Consider the following 19,736-nt stretch of genomic DNA (forward strand, 5'->3'; position numbering starts at 1 on the left):
TCCATCGTCCGTCAACGGATCGCTCGCCCGTATCCAGAGGTGATCGGATAACGTCGATCCTTGCCGAAGGCGCGCGGGGAGATACGCACGCCCGGTGGCGCCTGCCGCCGTTTGTATTCATTATGTAACACCAGTCCAACCACGCGCTCGACCACCTCGCGGTCGTATCCGGCCGTCACGATCTCGCTGATCGACCAATCGCGCTCGACGAAATATTCAAGAATCGGATCCAGCACCTCATAGGGCGGCAACGAATCCGAATCCTTCTGATCTGGCGCAAGTTCTGCCGAGGGGGGGCGGGTCAACACACGCTCCGGGATCACCGATTGCTCGCGATTACGCCAGTGCGCCAATCGATAAACCAGGGTCTTGGGTACATCCTTGAGCGGTGCGAATCCCCCGGCCATATCGCCATACAAGGTTGCATAACCAACCGCCATTTCACTCTTGTTGCCAGTGGTCAATACCATACGCCCGGTCTTGTTGGAAATCGCCATCAAAATCACGCCTCGACAGCGTGCCTGGATGTTTTCCTCGGTGGCATCTGGTGGGCGTCCGGCGAGCAAGGGCTCCAACACGCCGAGAAAGGCCTGAAAGGGCCGCTCAATCGGTATTTCAAGCGCCTGAACACCCAGGTTGGCGCATTGAATACGTGCATCTTCCAGACTCATCGGCGCCGTATAACGCGATGGCATCATCACGGCGAGTACGTCCTCTGCGCCCAGGGCATCGACGGCAATGGCCAGCGTCAGCGCTGAATCGATACCACCGGACAGGCCGATCACCGCACCAGGGAAGCCGTTTTTGCGGACATAATCGCGCACCCCCAGCACCAGCGCCCGATACGCATCCGCCTCCCGATCCTCCAGCGACGCCAGTTCGGTCACTTCGCCTCCTCCTGCATGCGGCACGAGGTACAACCCAGTTTCAAAGGAAGGCGCGCGCAAGATCAGCGCACCCGAACCGTCGAGGGCGAGCGATTGACCGTCAAATAGTAATTCGTCCTGCCCGCCCACCTGGTTCACGTAAATCAACGGCAAGCCGGTTTCCGCCACGCGCATGCGCAAGGTTTCGAGCCGCTCTGAGTACTTGCTCGCGTGAAAGGGAGAGGCATTGATGTTGACCAATAATTCGGCGCCCGCGTCACACGTCGAACGTGCAGGCTCTGGGTACCAGATATCCTCGCAGACGGTCAGACCCACCGATATCCCAGCGACGGAGACGACACAGGGTTGCGTACCTTCGACGAAATACCGTTTCTCATCGAATACGCTGTAATTGGGCAGGCAACGCTTCGCGTAACGTGCGATCTCCCGACCGTTACCCAGCACCACCGCGCCATTGCGCAATCCGACGTCGTCCCGGTAGGGCGCGCCGATCACGATATGACAATCATCGATCAGCGGGGCTATCGCCGCCAGCGCCGCCTCGACCTGCCCCAGCAACGAGGCGCGCAGCAGCAGATCCTCGGGTGGATAACCCGTCAGCGCCAGCTCTGGAAAGAGAATCAGCTGGGCATCCATGCGCTCACGCGCCAGGCGGACCTGTTCGAGGATCATGCGCGCATTACCCTCCACATCCCCGACCAGCGGATTACACTGGGCGAGCACAATCCGCAGTGCTGTGCTCATGTCCGGTCGACTAGCAGTTCGTGCATCCGCCTGCCCATGGCATCGGGGGAATGCACGATGGCGACGCCAGCGGCCTCGAGTACGGAAAATTTCTGAGCAGCGGTGCCGCGCCCACCGGAAATGATCGCGCCCGCATGCCCCATGCGCTTCCCGGGAGGGGCCGTGACACCAGCAATATAGGCCACGACCGGCTTGCTGACCTGGGCCTGGATGTAAGCCGCAGCCTCCTCCTCGGCCTGGCCGCCGATTTCGCCGACCAGGATCACCCCCTCAGTCTGGGAGTCTTCATTGAATAGCTTAAGGCAGTCGACGAAATCCAGACCCTGAATGGGATCTCCGCCAATGCCAATGCAGGTGGATTGCCCCAGTCCCACGCGCGTAGTCTGGTGCACCGCTTCGTAGGTCAGAGTCCCGGAACGAGACACAATGCCGACGCGGCCCGGCATGTGGATGCTTCCCGGCATAATGCCGATTTTGCAGCCACCCGGAGTGATGATGCCAGGACAGTTAGGCCCGATCAGGCGGGCTTCCGGGTAATCGACGAGTGCGGCGCGCACACGCAACATGTCGATCACCGGGATGCCTTCCGTGATGCACACGATGACCCGGACGCCCGCATCGGCTGCCTCTAGGATGGCATCTGCCGCATAAGCCGCCGGGACGTAGATCATGCTGGCCCCTGCCCCGGTTTGTCTCACGGCATCGTGAACGGTATTGAATACGGGAAGGCCGAGATGCGTCTGCCCGCCCTTGCCCGGCGTCACCCCGCCGACCAACTGCGTTCCATAGGCCAAGGCCTGCTCGGAATGAAAAGTACCTTGTTTGCCGGTAAATCCCTGGCAGATGACGCGCGTAGATGCATCGACGAGTACGCTCATGTCTCATCTCCCGCGGCCGAAACCACTTGGGTGGCCGCCTCGGCCAAGTCTGCCGCGGGCAGCACATTCAATCCGGATTCGGCCAGTATTGCGCGTCCACGCTCGGCATTCGTCCCCTCGAGTCGCACCACCACCGGTACGTCGACGGCCACCTCGCGGATGGCTTGCACGATGCCTTCCGCAATCAGATCGCAACGCACGATCCCACCGAAAATATTGACCAGCACGGCGCGGATATGCTCGCCGGACAGGATCAGCTTGAAAGCCTCAGCCACCCGTTCGGCCGTGGCCGCACCGCCGACATCCAGAAAATTCGCCGGCCGGCCGCCGCTGAGTTTGATGAGATCCATGGTCGCCATGGCCAGTCCGGCGCCGTTGACCATGCAGCCGATATCTCCGTCGAGGCGGATATAATTCAGCCCATGTCCACGAGCGAACGTCTCGGCGGGGTCCGTCTGTGTCTCATCGTCCAGCGCCGCCAGACGCTGCTGGCGATAGAGGGCGTTATCGTCCAGATTGATCTTGGCATCCAGGGTCAGCAGATCGCCTCCGCCGGTCACGACCAGCGGATTAATCTCGATCAGCGAGGCGTCCGTATCCATGAAGAGACGATAAAGGCGTGTCAGCAGAGCGCTGAACTGGCCAACCTGAGGTGCCGTCAGCCCCAATGAGAAGCCGAGCCGACGCCCCTGCCAGGGCTGCAGACCCACGACCGGATGCGCATGGGTAGTCAATATCAGGTCAGGGGTTTCAACGGCGACGCGTTCGATGTCCATCCCGCCTGCGGTCGATGCCACCACGGCCACGCGGTGATGGCATCGATCCACGAGCAGGCTGAGATATAGCTCACGCTGAATATCGGTCAGCGCCTCGATCAGCACCGATGAAACCGGCAGGCCATCCGGCCCGGTCTGCCCGGTGATGAGGCGCCTGCCGAGCATGGAACCGACCGTCTCGCGCAAAGACTTCTGCCCCACGACCCGCTGCACGCCACCAGCCTTCCCCCTGCCGCCCGCATGCACCTGAGCCTTGGCGACCCAGGCGCCGCCTCCCAGGGTTTCGACCGCCTCGGCGACCGCCCCAACACTCTCGACCCGGAAGCCCCGCGGTACAGGGATCCCATAATGGGCGAAGAGCTCCTTGGCCTGATATTCGTGCAGGTGCATGGGCGAGTGATTTATCCTTAAGACCAGTTAGGCTGGCCGCATCTACGACCGGGCTCGCGGCGCGAGCAGGCGGCCGTTCACGACCGTGCTTTATTGTGCGGGAAAAACGCGGGGGAGCAAAGCCACCCCGGATGACAGAGGGCATCATGTCTCGATTGCTGTTCCTGCTCGCACTGGCCGCCGTCGCCTACTATTTTTACCGCAGCTTCGTGAAGCGCTTGCCGAAACAGCCCACGCGCCCCCCCATGCGCAAGCTGGACACGGTGCGTTGCGAACGCTGTGGCGTCCATCTGCCCGCCGACGAAGCGGTCGCATACCACGATCGTCACTACTGCTCTGTCGAGCACCTCGAGGACGATCGGTCGGGAAATCGTTGAAGCATGCCCAAAATTGAGCGTACCGGCGAGGAACGCCAGAGCTGGCAGCCCCTGCGGCTTTTCAATCTCTACCGCTTGTTCGTCGCCGCCCTATTTCTAGCCTTATGGCGCTTCGGGCTCGCGCCACAGTCACTAGGGCATCTATCACCTGGGCTGTTTTTCATCACGCTGCTCGTCTACCTCGGCCTGGGCCTAATCGCACTGGTCACGGCACGCCTACGCTGGCCCTCGTTCCAATTGCAGGCCAACCTGCTGGCCACTGGCGATGTACTCGCGGTCACACTGCTCGCCCATAGCAGCGGAGGGGTTACCAGTGGCGTCGAGGTATTGTTGATACCGGCCATCGGCGCCGCCGGACTCCTGCTCTCCGAACTGAGCGCGCTGTTCGCTGCCGCCGCCGCTTCCCTGCTCCTGCTGTTCGATCAAATCTATCTGCACCTGAGCGGCCTGCAGGAGCAAACCGCCTATACCCAAATCCGCCTCATCAACGACGCAGCCTGGCAGCTCATGGGGCATGTCAGCGGCGCTCACCTCGACGCGCTGGAACGCCTCTCGCCCGCCCTCTTTACCCTGTTCCGGCAATGGCAAAGCAACCCCGACGCACTGCATCGCACGCTTGCCCTACCGGGACAAGGGTTGGAGCTGCGCATCCGATTCACCCCGCTCGGCCTCGACCGGCAAGCCACCCTGATCATGCTTGAGGATCAGGCCGAACTCGCCGCGCAGGTACAATCGGCCAAACTGGCATCCTTGGGACGCCTGGCCGCCAGCATCGCCCACGAGATACGCAATCCCTTATCCGCCATCAGCCATGCCGCGCAATTATTGCGTGAATCACCGTCACTCAACGCCCAGGACACCCGCCTGGTAGAAATCATCCGCACCCAGGGCGCACGCATGGATGCCATCGTGGACGACGTACTACGGCTGTCGCGCAAGGACCCGCCGCGCACACGCCCCCTCGACCTGAAAATATGGCTGCAGACACAGGCCAGCGAGGTTCGCACCCGCCTAGGTGAAGACGGTGCCGAGCTTCGTCTGCACCTTGACGACACCAATCTTGTGGCGATCTGCGACGAGGGACACTTGGCGCAAATTTTCTGGAGTTTGTGTGAGAACGCCAGCCGCTATGGCCGCCGCAAGAGCGACGGCAGACTGCTATTGACCTTCGCGGCCCACCGTCCACCGGGCGCCCAACAGATACGCATGGACGTCATCGACCAAGGTAGTGGCGTGCCGCCCGAAGTGATTGCCCACCTCTTCGAGCCTTTTTTCACGACCTCTGCCTCCGGAACCGGGCTCGGCCTGTATATCGCGAGCGAGCTATGTGCCCTGAATGGCGGCCACCTCGAGTACATTCCCGTGCCCAGTGGCGGCAGTTGCTTCCGCTGCTTCCTGCCAGCAGTGCGACGCTCGGCGGCAAGTGCATGACGGCGCGCCAGCCTCCATCGGGATGCGGCATTACGACATGCACGTTATATTGATGTCATGATGAAGTACGTACCCTGCAACCCACAGATGCGCCGCTGGACATGAGCACCCAGCACGTTCTAATCGTCGACGACGAACCGGATATCCGTGAGCTTCTGGAAATCACCCTGGGGCGCATGGGTCTTGAAACCCACGCCGCCGGCGACCTCCGCGAAGCCGGCAATCTACTCCGCGACGCGCGCTTTGATCTTTGCCTCACCGACCTGCGACTGCCCGATGGCTCTGGCATACAGCTCGTCGATTATATCCAGCAACATCACCCCGAACTGCCCGTTGCCGTCATCAGTGCGCACGGCACCATGGAAACGGCCATCGCGGCACTCAAGGCGGGGGCCTTCGATTTTGTAGCCAAGCCTGTCGATCTCGAACGACTACGCGCGCTGGTCGGCAGCGCGCTCAAGCTCAACCAGGAAAATTCGCCACAACAACCCGACCGGCGGCGACAACCCTTGCTCGGCAATTCACCGGCCATGCAGGGCATCCGCGACACGGTCGCCAAGCTGGCGCGCAGTCAGGCTCCGATCTACATCCATGGCGAATCCGGCACCGGCAAGGAACTCATCGCCCGTCAGATACACGACCAGGGACCGCGACGCACCGCGCCCTTCGTGCCCGTCAACTGTGGCGCCATCCCGCCAGAACTGATGGAGAGCGAATTCTTCGGTCATATCAAGGGCAGCTTCACCGGGGCAACCGTCGATAGACCCGGTCTGTTCCAGACGGCCCATGGCGGCACGCTGTTTCTTGATGAGGTCGCGGACCTCCCGCTGGCCATGCAGGTGAAGCTGTTGCGCGCAATCCAGGAACGGCGGATCAGGCCCGTCGGCGCCAACCAGGAAACACCGGTGGATGTGCGCATCCTCAGCGCCACCCATAAAAACCTCGCCGACGAGGTTGCCGCAAACCGATTCCGGCAAGACCTGTATTTCCGCCTCAACGTGATCGAACTGCAAGCACCGCCTCTGCGCGAACGCATCGAGGACCTCCCCTTACTGGCGACCCACCTCCTGGAACGTATCGCCTCGCGCTGGGGGCACCCCTCTCTCCGGCTTGCCGATGGTGCCCTGCACGCACTCGAGCAATATCCCTTTCCGGGCAATGTCCGCGAACTCGAGAACATACTCGAACGCGCAGCCACGCTATGCGAAGGCCAGACACTCTATGCCCGCGATCTGCGACTCTCCCCGCCCAACCCGGCAGGCAATGCCTCAACGACGTCGCCCCCGCCTCTCGCCGTTGGCGAAGCCGCACTGGATACCCAGCTCGCCAACCAACAGCGGGAAGTCATCCGCCGCGCGCTTGAACAGACCCGCTGGAACAAGACGCAGGCGGCTGAAGTGCTCGGGATCAGCTTCCGCCAGCTCCGCTACCGCCTGAAGAAACTGGGCATCGAGTGACGTTTTTTGTCACCTGATGACACAAATCGTCCGAAAATGACGCGACACACCCGCGATTTCGGCTGGTCGCGCCAGCATCACCAGCGCCGGGGCACTGGCACGATATCTGTATATACTCATCCAGGGCATCGATGTGGCCCATCCTCGCGGACCCCGCAGAACACAAGCCATCTGGAGATTTCAAAATGAAGAAGGTTCAACAGGGCTTCACACTGATCGAACTGATGATCGTGGTGGCCATCATCGGCATCCTGGCCGCCATCGCCATCCCGGCCTACCAGGACTACACCATTCGCGCCAAGGTCACCGACGGCATCAATCTGGCCGCTGCGGCCAAGACTGCGGTTTCCGCCACGTATGCCTCCAATGGGACATTCGGGGAGCCAATACCACTAATTTGTATTTTGGCCTTGCTCCTGCCGCCTCGATTTCAAGTAAATACACTCAGTCAGTATCAGTATTAAGCAACGCGATCACGATCACCTATAACGAACTCGGCAACTCTACCACGGGTGATCAGCTACAGCTTGTCGCGGTACCTGCGGGTGGCAGCATCAACTGGGTATGTATTTCTGGTGCCAATCCCACTGTAACAACTTCACAAGGAAGCATTACCAGCACTCTGACTAAGGCCTTGCCAGGCAAATATGCGCCTGCCAACTGCCGATTAGCGACCCAGTAAAACAAAAAAACAACAGGCAACGCTTGCGACCCACAAATCACTAAGGACAAACTAATGCAAGCTAAGCATAACTAAGCAAGCTTTTTATGCCTGAGTTGGCGCCCCGCCTTGTGCGGGGCATTTTTTTGCCTAGATTTCAATCATCCACATACAATTGCGGCCGCATGATGGCTCGGGATTTGCTTAACTAAGCGAGAACCCCCAGCGCCGACGAATACACATGAGCGAACAACGACAAAAAGGCTTCACCCTCATCGAACTGATGATCGTAGTGGCCATCATCGGCATTCTGGCCGCCATCGCCATTCCTGCTTACCAGGACTACACCATCCGCGCCAAGGTGACGGAGGGCCTCAATCTCGCCGGCGCGGCCAAATCGGCCATCTGGGACACCTACGGCAACCTCGGCACTTTCCCCACAGTCGGCGGCAACGCAAGCTATGGGCTCCCCGCGACGATTGCCGGCACCAACACCAGTAACGTCACCATCGGCTCGCAAGGCCTGATCACCATCACCTACAAAAACAATCTTGGCGGCGCAGCCAATGGCAAAACCCTGCTGTTGCAGCCTTGGACGCACGGCGGCGTGATCGAATGGATCTGCTACGCGGCAAACAAGCCCGCGCAAACACCCTTGAGCACCAACACAGCCACCCTGCCCGGAAAATACGCGCCTGCGATCTGCCGCTAGGCGTACATCCACGGACTCGCGCCCGCGCGAGTCCGTTACAATTCCCTCTTAACTCCTGCCCGAGGCACGCATGTCTGCGCGAACCCGCCTGCTCGTCTGGATCACCCTCATTCTCACCGCACTACTGACCGCCTTCATTTACTGGCCCGGTGTGCATGGCGGCTTCGTGCTGGATGACTACGGCAATATCGTCGACAACGCCTGGTTACACATCCATAACTTGCACCCGAACACGCTGCTTGCCGCCGCCTTTTCCTCGCACTCAGGCCCCCTCGACCGGCCGATCAGCATGCTGAGCTTCGCGCTGGACGAGTACTTCTGGGGGCCCGGACCTTATGCGATGAAGGCGACGAACATCGTCATCCACGCCCTCAATGGCTTCTTCTTGTTTGCCGTCGCCTCATTGATCCTCAAAGCCTATCGTCGCCGTTTCCGCCCCGATCTCGAGCCCGCACTGCTCGCGTGGACCGCCCTCGCCATCACCGCCGCCTGGCTGCTACTGCCGATCAATCTGACGGCGGTGCTCTACATCGTGCAACGCATGACTAGCTTGTCCGGCGGCTTCGTCATGATCGGCGTAGCACTATATCTGCACGGACGACTGCGCATGCTCGAAGGGCGGAAGGGCTTCTGGCTGATCCTCCTAGGAATGCTGGTGTTCGGCCCGCTCGCCGTATTGGCCAAGGAATCTGGTGCCAATTTGCCCATCTACACGTTGGCCCTGGAGTGGACGCTGTTCGGCTTCGCGCGCGCCAACGGCAAGCGCGATGCTCGCCTGTACGCGTTTTATCTGCTGGTGCTCGTACTGCCGGGCATATTCGGCATGCTCTGGTTGTGGCCCGGTATCCACGCGAGCTTCGAACACTCAGAACGCTTGTTCACGATGGACCAGCGCCTGCTCACCGAACCGCGCGTGGTACTGCTCTACATCGCCTGGTCGCTGGCGCCCAATCTCGGGGTACTCAGCCTCTACCATGACGACTTTCCCTTCTCCACCGGCCTGCTCTCGCCACCCACCACACTGCTCTCGATCATCGCGCTTGCGCTCATCCTCGCCCTCGCACTCTGGCAGCGACGCACGCGTCCGTTACTGAGTCTCGGCATCCTCTGGTTCCTGGGCGGCCAGTTGATGACCGCCACTATCTTCAACCTGGAACTCGTCTTCGAGCAGCGCAACTATCTACCCGACATCGGCCTGCTGCTAGCGCTATTCTCGATGACGCTGCTGGAACCGCCGGTTCAACGACTGGCGCTGCCGCGCCGAGTGCTGATCGTGGGTCTGATCGCGCTCTATGCCGGCATCACCGCGCTACGTGTGCACGAATGGGCCAACCCCATACGCTTCGCCGTGATTTCCGCAGCGGCGCACCCGAATTCACCGCGCGCGACCTATGGGCTTGGACGCACCTACGCCAATCTGGTCACCAATGCCCAATCGCCGATGCTGCCACTGGCCACACAGGCACTGGAGCGGGCCGCCGCCGTGCCGCATGCCAGCATTCTGCCGGCCTCAGCGCTGCTGATCCTGCATGCAAAACTCAAGCTCCCGCTCAAGCCTGCCTGGTGGCTGGATATCGAAGACACCCTCGCCCGCCGATCTGCCTCGGCACAGGACATCAACGGACTGACCGCCATGGTCAATTGCGCCATGGACGAAAGCTGCCAATTTCCGCGCACACAAATGATCCGCGTATTTCAGGCCGCCTTCGAAAAAAGCCCGAACAGCGCCAACATCATCACCATCTACAGCAACTATGCGCTCAATGTGTTGCACGACTATCCTCTAGCACTGAGCCTCATGCAGGTGGCCGTGAAGCTCGCACCGACGGTTTCCCAGTACTGGATCAACCTCGGACGACTCGACATCTACCTTGGCAATTTCAAGGCCGCAGAGGACGGCATCGTGCATCTGCAGTCTCTCAATCGACTCCATCATCTTGACGACGCCCTGAAGGATTTGCGCAATCGCCTTGCCGAGGCGCGCAAAATAGATGCCCGCGCCGCCGCCAAGGCCCGAACGCCAGCGACCAAAACGAACGAGACGACACCGCATGACTGAGCCCGCCATCAGCATCGTCCTACCTGCGCGCAACGAAGCAGACAATCTCAATGTATTATTGCCCGAGCTACGGCGCCTGCATCCGAACGCCGAAATTATCGTTGTTGACGACGGGTCGGCCGATGAAACCGCCGCGGTAGCCTCGACGCAGGGCGCTGATCGCGTCGTAAGACACCCCTATGCCATGGGCAACGGCGCGGCCATCAAGAGCGGCGCACGCGCAGCCACCGGCCACATCATCGTATTCATGGACGCAGACGGCCAACATCAGCCCAAGGACGTCTCGCAGCTACTCACACGCATCGGCCAGGGTTACGACATGGTGGTCGGTGCCCGCGAAGCCCGTTCGCAAGCCTCATTGGGACGATTGGCCGCCAATACGCTCTACAATCAGCTGGCGAGCTGGGTAACTGGACACGCTGTACGCGACCTCACTTCCGGTTTCCGGGCAATCCGTGCGGCGCGCTTTCGGCGTTTTCTCTACCTGCTGCCCAACGGCTTTTCCTATCCGACAACCATTACCATGGCCTTTTTCCGAGCCGGCTACGCAGTCGACTATCTCCCGATCGAGGCACTCAAACGCGGCGGCAAGAGCCACGTCCGCCCCCTGCGTGACGGCCTGCGCTTCCTGCTGATCATCTTCAAGATCGGCACGCTGTACTCCCCGCTCAAGGTTTTTGTGCCCGCCAGCGCGGTCTTCTTTGCACTCGGTCTGCTACGTTACGTGTTCACTTTCTGGCATAACGGCACCTTTACCAACATGAGTGTGCTCCTGTTCATCACTGGCACCCTGGTGTTCCTGCTCGGCCTGATTTCCGAACAAATCGCGAACCTGATGTACGCCCAAACCGACGACGAAGCACCTTGAGCCTGCCGGTCGCACTCGTCATCACACGCAATCTGCCGCCACTGATCGGCGGCATGGAACGGCTCGTGTGGCATATCGTGGACGAGCTGCGCACGGAATATGCGGTTTGCGTCGTAGGTCCGGAGGGCTGTAGCGAGCAACTGCCAAGCGGTGTCGAGGCTCACGAGGTTCCGCTGCGTCCGCTTTGGCGTTTTTTGTTGGGGGCCGCATGGCACAGCCTGGACGAAGCGCGTCGCCGACGCCCACGGTTGATTCTCGCCGGTAGCGGCCTCACCGCGCCCCTCGCTTGGCTAGCCGCGCGTCTGACCGGCGCGCGCTGCGTCGTCTACCTTCATGGCCTTGACGTCGAGGCGCGCCACCCGCTCTATCGCCTTTTCTGGCGCCGCAGCTTCCGTCATTTCGACCAGGTACTGGTCAACAGTCTATTCACCCGGAATCTCGCCCTGGCGGCCGGCGTCCTTCCGGAGCGGATGACCCTACTTCACCCCGGCGTCGCCTTGCCCGACATGGCATTGGCCGCAAGCCGGCGCACAGCCTTTCGTGAACGACACGGGCTAGACGATGCCCCTGTCATGCTCTACCTCGGCCGAATTACCGCGCGCAAGGGGCTCGCGCCCTTTATCCGCGACATACTGCCCATGATCGTGACCGCACAGCCCCGAGCAAAACTGGTTGTCATCGGCGAAGAGCCCACACAGGCGCTGAACCGCCATACGGGTGAGCGTCAGCTGATTGAGCACAGCCTTGACGCCAACGGCCTAAACCACTCCGTGCGCCTTCTGGGCGAATTCGACCAGGACAACCCCGAAATCGAGGCCGCCTATTTTGCCGCCGACGTCCTCGTCTTCCCCGTACAAGCACGCGCGCACGATAACGAGGGCTTCGGCATGGTCGCCATCGAAGCTGCTGCCCATGGCCTGCCGACCGTGGCCTTCTCCGTGGGCGGAGTAACCGATGCCATTAGCGACCCCCGCAGCGGCCACTTGATCCCTCCTGACGCCAACGAGGCATTCGCAAAGGCGGTACTGGCTTGCCTGATACCGACTCCGGGACGCGCCACCAACTGTCGCGCCTTCGCGTCCAAGTTCGCCTGGACGACCTTCGGCCAACACCTGCGCGAGACATTTCGGTCCCAGACCACCCCACGATGACTGCCCCCTCCCATCTACCGCACGCCACGCTGGACCTGCGTAGCCGTATGGCCAAGGGGGCCAAGATTGAACGATTACTGGAGCTCGCGCGAGGGGACAGCGTATTGCGCCTGCTCGAAATCGGCACCGGCGCGGGTGGCATCGCTCATTATTTTGCCACCCACCCCTCCGGGAGATTCGCGGTTAGCGCGGTCGACACCTGCGATCAACGCCAGATACGAGACGGCTACGACTTCCGAAAAGTCACCGATACCTGCCTGCCGTTTCCTGGTGCCACCTTCGACATTGTCATCACCAATCATGTGATCGAGCACGTAGGCGATCTGTCCGCACAAAAACAGCATTTGACGGAGATCCACCGCGTGCTGCGGCCGGAGGGATGTGCCTACTTCGCCATGCCGAACCGATGGATGTTGGTGGAACCGCACTATGGTTTACCCTTCCTGAGCTGGCTCCCGCCCACGCTGCGCAGCCCATATCTGCGGCTCATGCGACGCGGTAAGGTTTACGATTGCAAGCCATTGTCCAAGCGGCACATCGAGTCGCTGTTCATGGAAGCCGGCTTCGAATATCGCAATCTTGGAACCCGAGCACTGCGCGAAATCATCGCGCTAGAAAACATCCAAAACAGGTTTGCACACCTCGTTTCAAACCTCCCAGACCCCGTGCTTGAGCGCTTGGCCCCGCTCATGCCGACACTTATTTATCGCCTGACGCCCATCGCCGCATCCATATGAGAAAGCCAGATAGACCTGCGCCCGCAGTCTGGTTCCCCGCCATCCGCGCAGGCAGCGGTGCGGACGTATTCACTGAACGCCTCGTCGATGGGTTGCTCGCCCGCGGACTACGGGCCGAGATCACCTGGCTGCCGCATCGCGCCGAATACATGCCCTGGAGCGTGCCGTCTCCGCCCGCCCCACCATGGGCCAACATCGTTCACGTCAACAGCTGGCTGCACCCGCGTTTTATCCCCACCCGCCTGCCGATGGTCGCCAGCATGTTGCACAGCGTGCATGATCCTGCGCTGATGCCTTACAAAACGTTGCCGCAACGGCTTTACCATCGCCTTTGGGTGAAGCCGGTCGAACGGGCCATATTGCGGCAGGCAGACCGCGTGATTGCCATCAGCCGTTACACCGCGGCGCGTACGCACGATGTCTTTGGTATCGACGATATTGACGTAATTCCCATTGGCATTGACCTCAATGGCCCGTTTCAGCCCATCCCGTCGCCAGTCATGCGCCACCGACCGTTTCGACTGCTCTATATCGGCAACTGGTCGGCACGCAAAGGCGCTGACCTACTCGCACCGATCATGAGGAACCTCGGAGAGGAGTACGAACTTTGGCTGAGAACCGGCCTTAGAGACAGAGAGTTCGCATCATTGCCGCCAAACATGAAGCAGATACCGCATTGTGAGGGCGACGAAGCGCTCGCCCAGCTCTATCACCAATGCGACGCGCTGTTATTCCCGTCACGGCTTGAGGGCTTCGGCATGGTCGCGCTGGAAGCCCAGGCCTGCGGTCTTCCGGTCATCGCCACGAACGGATCTGCCCTGCCCGAGGTGGTCGAGGACGGCGTCACGGGTCTCCTCTGTACCTTCGGGGCTATTGAGGAATTCGCTCATGCGGCACGCCGTCTGGCGGCGGACGGGGAGCTTTTCCTCGCTCTCCGAAATGCCGCAGGCAAGCATGCGGCCAAGCATCTCGATCTGCCGCGCATGATCGACCGCTACATTGCCGTATATGAATCCATACTAGCGCGTTGACACAGCCAGCCGGCGTAACTCCGTCGCCATCACCATCGCCGCCTCTCGCCAGCCGCAAGCAGGAAGCGCCACCGGCCGCGGCCGAGCCAGGATGGCATCAAAACCCCGCTCGAAACCTGCCACCGTAGGCGGCACGTACACGGCATCCGGTCCCCCAGCTTCCCGGATTTCGGGTATGTCAGAGGCAAGTATCCGGGTGCCGCAGGTTCTGGCTTCCAACGCGGGGATCCCGAAACCTTCGTAATGTGAAGGGAACACAAAAGCCTCCGCGCCAGCGTATATCTGGGCCAGTTGCTCATCGCTAACGTAACCCAGCCAGCGAACGCCCAGCGCCTTCACTTCGTCCAACAGGGCTTTCAAGCGCCGGTTTTGCCAACCGGACGCACCCACAATGTACAGTCTGTATTCTTCAAAATCCCCACGTTGTTTCCTACGCACGAATGCCTGCAATAAGGTTTCCAAATTCTTGCGCGGCTCAAGCGTCCCGACGGCCAGGAAATAAGGCTTTTCCACACCCATGCCACGCAGGCTTGCAGCCACGTCGTTCATGTTTTGAAGGCCAAACGGTACGGTAACGCCCGGCCGCGCGATCGCGTCGGCAGAAACACCCAGTTCGTTAAGTAGTCTGTCGGCCGTCCCTGATGAAATCGCAACCCTCGCATCCGCCGACCTCACGTCCGCCGCATACCACAAGCGATGCGCCAGGCGCGTTACCGTAGGCATTGACTCAGGAAACAGCCGATAATTCAGGTCGTAAATCGTGCTCAATATTTTAATTCTTTTGTTTCCAACCATGCGCGGCGACAGCGTTCTCGACGCCCAGAAAATATCTATTCCGTCCTTCTCGCAGTAATTACCCACATAACGTTTCAGCCAAAAATACGAGGAAGGGAAACGCCGCCCTCCCATGCGGGAAATCCAGCGGTCAGGTAATTGCATCGTCAAAGGCGCGTGGGTATACAGGAAAAATTCCGCTTCCGGCAGCAACCCTTCTAATTCCTGAATGATCTGCAAAACATACCGGCCGATACCCGTGATTCTGCCGGATAACGGCGTTGCGTCGATCCCGATTCTCATTCCTGGTACCCGTCCAGATCAAGCGAATTCCAAGCGAATTCCATCCCCATCGGTCGGCATGTCTTGTTTATGCCATACCGGATTTTCGCCTTCCAGACGGAATCATAAGCCCCAACAGCAACACGGTCATGCCGATTTCCGATGCATAAGTGGCTAGTACCGCGCCCTTCCAATTCCACAATGGGATAAACCACAGATTCAACAATATGTTTACGGCCGCACCGGCCACCAGAACCGCCACTGCCGCCCGCTCCCGATCTGCTCCAATCAACAGATTCTGCGTCAGTAAGCGCGGCAGGCTAACCAGCGGCAACCAGCACAACCACTTCAGCGCATCAACCGCAGCCTGGTACTGGTTACCCATGATCACGGGTAACCAGCCTGCAAGCCAGAACAAGGTAACACCAGCTAAAACCGCATACAGCAGAGGCACGGGTAACAGCCTCAAGCCATATTTCAACATAGACGCTTTCCCTGCGGCACCCATCTTGAAGAATCGCGGCAGGCCGGCCATCAAGAGCGCATGAAGCGGAATGACAACCAGATCGACCACGCGGTACCCAGCTGAATAGGCCCCGGCCGCCGCGAGGTCTGCCAGTCGCGCCAGCATGATCTTGTCCGCATCGGCATACAGTTTGAGTGAACTTCCGCCCACGGCGTAGGCGGCGCCTCGCCGCATGACCGACACAACCATCCGGAGTGAAGGCAGGATTGGCCTATCTAAATCTCGCCGCACCAGAAACGACAAGTAAATCGCTGCGGTAAGACTTGCGGCGAAGTACAACACCGCCCAGAGTCCCAATAGATTCGGGGGTGACACCCATATAGTGAAAACCAGCAGGCACAGCACGCCTATCACACGCGGCGCGATCGGCAGCAACAGCAGCTTGGCTGCGCGACCAATTCTCTCGTGCCCCTGATATGCATTCATGCATGCCAGGGTGAATGGCATGCAAACGATCTCTGCAAGCCCGATGAAAATGATCGCTAACCACGTGATCCCAACAGGCAGAACGGCCCATGCGAACATTCCGTATAGCGCCAACAGCATGGGGGCCGTCACAGCCAGAGACGCCACCGTATTACCCCACGCGACGCCAAATGTGGAAGGATCACGAGCCACATCCCGTACCATCAGTGTCGATGAACCCATCCCTGCGAAGGTGCCCATCGTTGCCGCCAAGGCCAGCACCGCCGCATATGCGCCGTATCCGCTTGTGCCTAGAACTCGCGCGACGATCAAAAACACCAGCCCTTGCCCGATGGTTCTCGCCCCCATCGCCAGACTCATCAGCAACGTGCCGGCAGCCAGCCTACCCGGACGCCAACACAGCAACCGCCAACGGCGGCCTCCAGCGTTAGAGTTCGGCTTCATTCAAGTTCACCCTGCCCTCTGGTGGAAGGAATAGTCTATGCACGGCGCATATCTGCGAAACCCACGTTGACATTGTATGTGTACGCGCTAACATACTGACATTATTAAGCTAAAAATACAGAGCACCTGGGAGCTAACACATGTCAACACCTGCGACGCAGCTGAGGCTTAGTGGCCTCGCGCGTCATCTGGTTCGTAGTGGCCTGCTCAAGGAGGAGGAGGCCTACGGGCTGCAAGAACAGTCGCAGCAAAAGCGCATTCCGCTGGTCAGCCTGCTCATCAAGCAGAGTCATCTGACCCCTCCTCAGGTTGCGCTCGCTGCTGCCGAAGAATTCGGCATCCCCCTGTTCGACCTGTCGGTGTTCGACCTCGAATATCTACCCAAAGCGCTCATCAACGAAAAGTTGGTTCGACAAAACCGGGCCCTGCCGCTGTTTCAGCGTGGGAACCGACTCTTCGTCGCCATTTCAGACCCCATGAATCTTGGCTCGGTCGATGAGCTGAAGTTCAATACCGGCATCCAGACCGAACCGCTCATGGTCGAGGACGACAAACTCGACCGCTCAATCGAGGAAGTCCTGAGCGCCATGGATTCGTCCATGAGCGAATTGATGGGCGACTCGGACCTCGAAGGACTCGATCGACTGGAAGTCGCAGAGGCGCCGGAGGATAACAACGCCGCCTCCACACCGGATCAGGATGACGCGCCCGTGGTGCGCTACGTCAACAAGGTGCTGCTCGATGCCATCAAGCGCGGCGCCTCGGACATCCACTTCGAACCCTACGAAAAATACTTCCGCCTGCGTCTACGCATAGACGGCATGCTCCACGAAGTTGCCCGCCCACCGGTCGCCATGGCGGCCCGGATATCCTCCCGCATCAAGGTCATGTCGCGTATGGATGTGGTAGAGCGACGCAAACCGCAGGACGGGCGCATCAAGCTCCAAATCAGCAAGAATCGTGCGATCGATTTCCGTGTAAACAGCTTGCCAACATTGTTCGGCGAGAAGATCGTACTGCGTATACTCGACCCAACCAGCGCCCAGCTCGGTGTTGAAGCCCTCGGCTTCGAGGAGGAGCAACGCAGACTTTACCTGAGCGCGCTGAAAAAACCATACGGCATGATTTTGGTCACCGGCCCCACCGGCAGCGGCAAGACCGTGACACTCTACACTGGCCTCGGCATCCTCAATACCGAGGATCGAAATATCTCGACTGCCGAGGACCCGGCCGAAATCAACATGCCTGGCATCAACCAGGTCAACGTCAATCCCAAGGTCGGCTTGACCTTCGCCGAGGCTCTGCGAGCCTTTTTGCGCCAGGATCCCGACATCGTAATGGTCGGTGAGATACGCGATCTCGAAACGGCGGAGATCTCGATCAAGGCCGCACAGACGGGGCATCTGGTGCTCTCGACGCTGCATACCAACGATGCACCGCAGACGCTGACCCGCCTCATGAACATGGGCGTACCGGCGTACAACATCGCCAATTCGGTTTCGCTCATCATCGCCCAACGCCTAGCAAGACGGCTCTGCCCCCACTGCAAGCAGGTACACGACGTGCCGAATGAAGCCTTGCTTGATGAAGGCTTTGATACCGCCGACGTCGGCACCTTCAAGCTCTACAAGCCCAACATACAGGGCTGCAACAAGTGCAGCGGGGGTTACAAGGGTCGCTTGGGCATTTACCAAGTCATGCCCGTATCCGACGAAATGGGACGCATGATCATGGCGGGTAGCAATGCCATGGATATCGCCGCGCAGGCCAAAAAAGAAGGGGTCGACGATCTCCGCGCCTCCGGCCTCAGAAAAGTGAAAGACGGCGTGACCAGCCTGGATGAACTCAACCGCGTCACCAAGGACTAGCACACTGACGCCACACTGCATGGGTAGAGACGAGCTATGGCACAAAAGGCACTGAGCAAATCCATCTTCGTCTGGGAAGGCGTTGACCGAAAAGGCATCCGCATCAAGGGCGAAAACGAAGCTCAGAGCGAGGCCTTGCTCAAGTCGCAACTCAGGCGGGACGGCATCAATCCGACCAAAATCCGGAAAAAAGCGAAATCGTTGTTCGGTGGGGGCAAAAAGATCGACGGCAAGGACATCGCCGTGCTCGCGCGCCAGCTCGCCACCATGATGAGTGCCGGCGTACCGCTGGTTCAGTCACTGGACATCATCGCGCAAGGGCACGACAAACCCGCCATGCAGAAAATGGTCTTCGGGCTCAAGGGTAACGTCGAGGGCGGTAACACACTCGCAGATGCCCTGACCCATTATCCAGACCTGTTCGACGACTTGTTCGTCAATCTCGTCCGCGCCGGTGAGCAATCCGGTTCCCTGGAAAATCTTCTAGATAAAATTGCCACCTACAAGGAAAAAACCGAAGCGATCAAGGCCAAGATCAAGAAGGCGATGATGTATCCGGCCGCGGTCGTCACGGTCGCCTTCATTGTCACAGCCATCCTCCTCATCTTCGTGGTCCCTCAGTTCCAGACGCTGTTCAATGGTTTTGGCGCCTCCCTACCCGCCTTTACACTCTTCGTAATCCACTTGTCCAAGCTCTTTCAAGCATGGTGGTGGGCGATTTTCGCCGCTATCGGCGGTGGTATCTGGTTGTTCGCGCGTGCCTACAAACGCTCGCACGCATTTCATCGCATGATCGACGGCTGGATGCTACACGTGCCGATTTTCGGCGCGCTTGCCAGGAAATCGGCCATCGCTCGCTTTGCGCGGACGCTGTCCACCATGTTCGCAGCCGGCGTGCCGCTGGTCGAAGCGCTCGAATCGGTAGCGGGCGCGACCGGCAACGTGCATTACGCCGAGGCCACGATGAAAATGCGCGACGATACTTCCTCCGGCACCCAGTTGCGTCAATCGATGCGCCAGTTCACGCATTTGTTCCCCAACATGAGCCTGCAGATGGTAGCCATCGGCGAGGAATCGGGAGCACTGGATAATATGCTCGCCAAGGTCGCCGACTTCTACGAAGAGGAGGTCGACGTCATGGTCGACGGTCTCTCCACTCTCCTCGAACCGCTGATCATGGTCATACTCGGCGTCATCGTCGGCGGACTGGTTATCGCCATGTACCTGCCAATCTTCAATCTCGGCAAGGTCGTCTGA

18 protein-coding genes are annotated in these 19,736 nt (G+C 59.9%); 13 read left to right on the forward strand and 5 right to left on the reverse strand.

Going from position 1 to position 19,736, the window contains the following annotated elements; all coding sequences use genetic code 11:
• Window positions 1–11: 11 nt before the first annotated feature.
• Genes BI364_RS14365 through sucC form a run of 3 tightly spaced genes read right to left on the reverse strand, consistent with a single transcriptional unit; the run spans window position 12 to window position 3,675 of the window.
• The gene (locus BI364_RS14365) at window positions 12–1,631 is read right to left on the reverse strand and encodes an NAD+ synthase (protein ID WP_070079332.1); all 1,620 of its coding nucleotides are present in this window, start codon (window positions 1,629–1,631) and stop codon (window positions 12–14) included.
• Window positions 1,628–2,509 carry a succinate--CoA ligase subunit alpha gene (sucD, locus tag BI364_RS14370; RefSeq protein WP_070079333.1) on the reverse strand — a complete coding sequence of 294 codons (882 nt, stop codon included), beginning with the start codon at window positions 2,507–2,509 and terminating at the stop codon, window positions 1,628–1,630. The genes BI364_RS14365 and sucD overlap by 4 nt, the downstream gene beginning before the upstream one ends.
• Window positions 2,506–3,675, reverse strand: coding sequence for an ADP-forming succinate--CoA ligase subunit beta (gene sucC / locus BI364_RS14375; protein ID WP_070079334.1), 1,170 nt, complete (start codon window positions 3,673–3,675; stop codon window positions 2,506–2,508). The genes sucD and sucC overlap by 4 nt, the downstream gene beginning before the upstream one ends.
• Window positions 3,676–3,821: 146 nt before the next feature.
• On the opposite strand from sucC, the gene BI364_RS14380 reads away from it, so the two are divergent.
• From BI364_RS14380 to BI364_RS14425, 11 genes are all read left to right on the forward strand, one after another.
• Window positions 3,822–4,052: a PP0621 family protein gene (locus tag BI364_RS14380; RefSeq protein ID WP_070080101.1), complete on the forward strand. Its 231-nt coding sequence runs from the start codon at window positions 3,822–3,824 to the stop codon at window positions 4,050–4,052.
• Window positions 4,053–4,055: 3 nt separating this feature from the next.
• Window positions 4,056–5,483, forward strand: a complete 1,428-nt coding sequence (locus tag BI364_RS14385) for a two-component system sensor histidine kinase NtrB (protein ID WP_070079335.1) — start codon at window positions 4,056–4,058, stop codon at window positions 5,481–5,483.
• Between the two features lie 101 nt (window positions 5,484–5,584).
• Window positions 5,585–6,940, forward strand: coding sequence for a sigma-54-dependent transcriptional regulator (locus tag BI364_RS14390; RefSeq protein WP_070079336.1), 1,356 nt, complete (start codon window positions 5,585–5,587; stop codon window positions 6,938–6,940).
• A 185-nt stretch (window positions 6,941–7,125) separates the two neighbouring features.
• Window positions 7,126–7,404, forward strand: coding sequence for a pilin (locus tag BI364_RS19010; protein ID WP_083251559.1), 279 nt, complete (start codon window positions 7,126–7,128; stop codon window positions 7,402–7,404).
• Window positions 7,338–7,622: a pilin gene (locus BI364_RS17625; protein ID WP_197495732.1), complete on the forward strand. Its 285-nt coding sequence runs from the start codon at window positions 7,338–7,340 to the stop codon at window positions 7,620–7,622. The genes BI364_RS19010 and BI364_RS17625 overlap by 67 nt, the downstream gene beginning before the upstream one ends.
• A gap of 220 nt (window positions 7,623–7,842) precedes the next feature.
• The gene (locus BI364_RS14400) at window positions 7,843–8,313 is read left to right on the forward strand and encodes a pilin (RefSeq protein WP_070079337.1); all 471 of its coding nucleotides are present in this window, start codon (window positions 7,843–7,845) and stop codon (window positions 8,311–8,313) included.
• Between the two features lie 70 nt (window positions 8,314–8,383).
• A complete protein-coding gene (locus BI364_RS14405; protein WP_070079338.1) occupies window positions 8,384–10,372 on the forward strand; it encodes a hypothetical protein in 1,989 nt (662 codons plus the stop codon).
• Window positions 10,365–11,240, forward strand: a complete 876-nt coding sequence (locus tag BI364_RS14410; protein WP_070079339.1) for a glycosyltransferase family 2 protein — start codon at window positions 10,365–10,367, stop codon at window positions 11,238–11,240. Before BI364_RS14405 ends, BI364_RS14410 begins: the two co-directional genes overlap by 8 nt.
• Window positions 11,237–12,391, forward strand: a complete 1,155-nt coding sequence (locus tag BI364_RS14415; RefSeq protein WP_070079340.1) for a glycosyltransferase family 4 protein — start codon at window positions 11,237–11,239, stop codon at window positions 12,389–12,391. Before BI364_RS14410 ends, BI364_RS14415 begins: the two co-directional genes overlap by 4 nt.
• Window positions 12,388–13,128, forward strand: a complete 741-nt coding sequence (locus tag BI364_RS14420) for a class I SAM-dependent methyltransferase (RefSeq protein ID WP_070079341.1) — start codon at window positions 12,388–12,390, stop codon at window positions 13,126–13,128. The genes BI364_RS14415 and BI364_RS14420 overlap by 4 nt, the downstream gene beginning before the upstream one ends.
• Window positions 13,125–14,159 carry a glycosyltransferase family 4 protein gene (locus tag BI364_RS14425; protein WP_083251432.1) on the forward strand — a complete coding sequence of 345 codons (1,035 nt, stop codon included), beginning with the start codon at window positions 13,125–13,127 and terminating at the stop codon, window positions 14,157–14,159. The genes BI364_RS14420 and BI364_RS14425 overlap by 4 nt, the downstream gene beginning before the upstream one ends.
• Here the strand turns inward: BI364_RS14425 and BI364_RS14430 are convergent.
• Window positions 14,148–15,236 (reverse strand): glycosyltransferase family 4 protein, encoded by a 1,089-nt coding sequence (locus BI364_RS14430; protein WP_070079343.1) that lies wholly within the window; start codon window positions 15,234–15,236, stop codon window positions 14,148–14,150. The genes BI364_RS14425 and BI364_RS14430 overlap by 12 nt on opposite strands.
• A gap of 67 nt (window positions 15,237–15,303) precedes the next feature.
• Window positions 15,304–16,611, reverse strand: a complete 1,308-nt coding sequence (locus BI364_RS14435) for an oligosaccharide flippase family protein (protein WP_070079344.1) — start codon at window positions 16,609–16,611, stop codon at window positions 15,304–15,306.
• A 140-nt stretch (window positions 16,612–16,751) separates the two neighbouring features.
• Here BI364_RS14435 and pilB point away from each other — a divergent pair, with 140 nt between their 5' ends.
• Together pilB and BI364_RS14445 are read left to right on the forward strand one after the other, a co-directional pair.
• Window positions 16,752–18,479 (forward strand): type IV-A pilus assembly ATPase PilB, encoded by a 1,728-nt coding sequence (pilB, locus tag BI364_RS14440; protein WP_070079345.1) that lies wholly within the window; start codon window positions 16,752–16,754, stop codon window positions 18,477–18,479.
• A 36-nt stretch (window positions 18,480–18,515) separates the two neighbouring features.
• Window positions 18,516–19,736 (forward strand): type II secretion system F family protein, encoded by a 1,221-nt coding sequence (locus tag BI364_RS14445; RefSeq protein ID WP_070079346.1) that lies wholly within the window; start codon window positions 18,516–18,518, stop codon window positions 19,734–19,736.

It is taken from the genome of Acidihalobacter yilgarnensis (genome assembly GCF_001753245.1).
In the GTDB taxonomy this organism is placed as follows: domain Bacteria; phylum Pseudomonadota; class Gammaproteobacteria; order DSM-5130; family Acidihalobacteraceae; genus Acidihalobacter; species Acidihalobacter yilgarnensis.

Coding starts and splice junctions, on each gene's coding strand:
- BI364_RS14365 (WP_070079332.1), bottom strand. CDS start 1,631: ATGAGCACAGCACTGCGGATTGTGCTCGCCCAGTGTAATCCGCTGGTC.
- sucD (WP_070079333.1), bottom strand. CDS start 2,509: ATGAGCGTACTCGTCGATGCATCTACGCGCGTCATCTGCCAGGGATTT.
- sucC (WP_070079334.1), bottom strand. CDS start 3,675: ATGCACCTGCACGAATATCAGGCCAAGGAGCTCTTCGCCCATTATGGG.
- BI364_RS14380 (WP_070080101.1), top strand. CDS start 3,822: ATGTCTCGATTGCTGTTCCTGCTCGCACTGGCCGCCGTCGCCTACTAT.
- BI364_RS14385 (WP_070079335.1), top strand. CDS start 4,056: ATGCCCAAAATTGAGCGTACCGGCGAGGAACGCCAGAGCTGGCAGCCC.
- BI364_RS14390 (WP_070079336.1), top strand. CDS start 5,585: ATGAGCACCCAGCACGTTCTAATCGTCGACGACGAACCGGATATCCGT.
- BI364_RS19010 (WP_083251559.1), top strand. CDS start 7,126: ATGAAGAAGGTTCAACAGGGCTTCACACTGATCGAACTGATGATCGTG.
- BI364_RS14400 (WP_070079337.1), top strand. CDS start 7,843: ATGAGCGAACAACGACAAAAAGGCTTCACCCTCATCGAACTGATGATC.
- BI364_RS14405 (WP_070079338.1), top strand. CDS start 8,384: ATGTCTGCGCGAACCCGCCTGCTCGTCTGGATCACCCTCATTCTCACC.
- BI364_RS14410 (WP_070079339.1), top strand. CDS start 10,365: ATGACTGAGCCCGCCATCAGCATCGTCCTACCTGCGCGCAACGAAGCA.
- BI364_RS14420 (WP_070079341.1), top strand. CDS start 12,388: ATGACTGCCCCCTCCCATCTACCGCACGCCACGCTGGACCTGCGTAGC.
- BI364_RS14425 (WP_083251432.1), top strand. CDS start 13,125: ATGAGAAAGCCAGATAGACCTGCGCCCGCAGTCTGGTTCCCCGCCATC.
- BI364_RS14430 (WP_070079343.1), bottom strand. CDS start 15,236: ATGAGAATCGGGATCGACGCAACGCCGTTATCCGGCAGAATCACGGGT.
- BI364_RS14435 (WP_070079344.1), bottom strand. CDS start 16,611: ATGAAGCCGAACTCTAACGCTGGAGGCCGCCGTTGGCGGTTGCTGTGT.
- pilB (WP_070079345.1), top strand. CDS start 16,752: ATGTCAACACCTGCGACGCAGCTGAGGCTTAGTGGCCTCGCGCGTCAT.
- BI364_RS14445 (WP_070079346.1), top strand. CDS start 18,516: ATGGCACAAAAGGCACTGAGCAAATCCATCTTCGTCTGGGAAGGCGTT.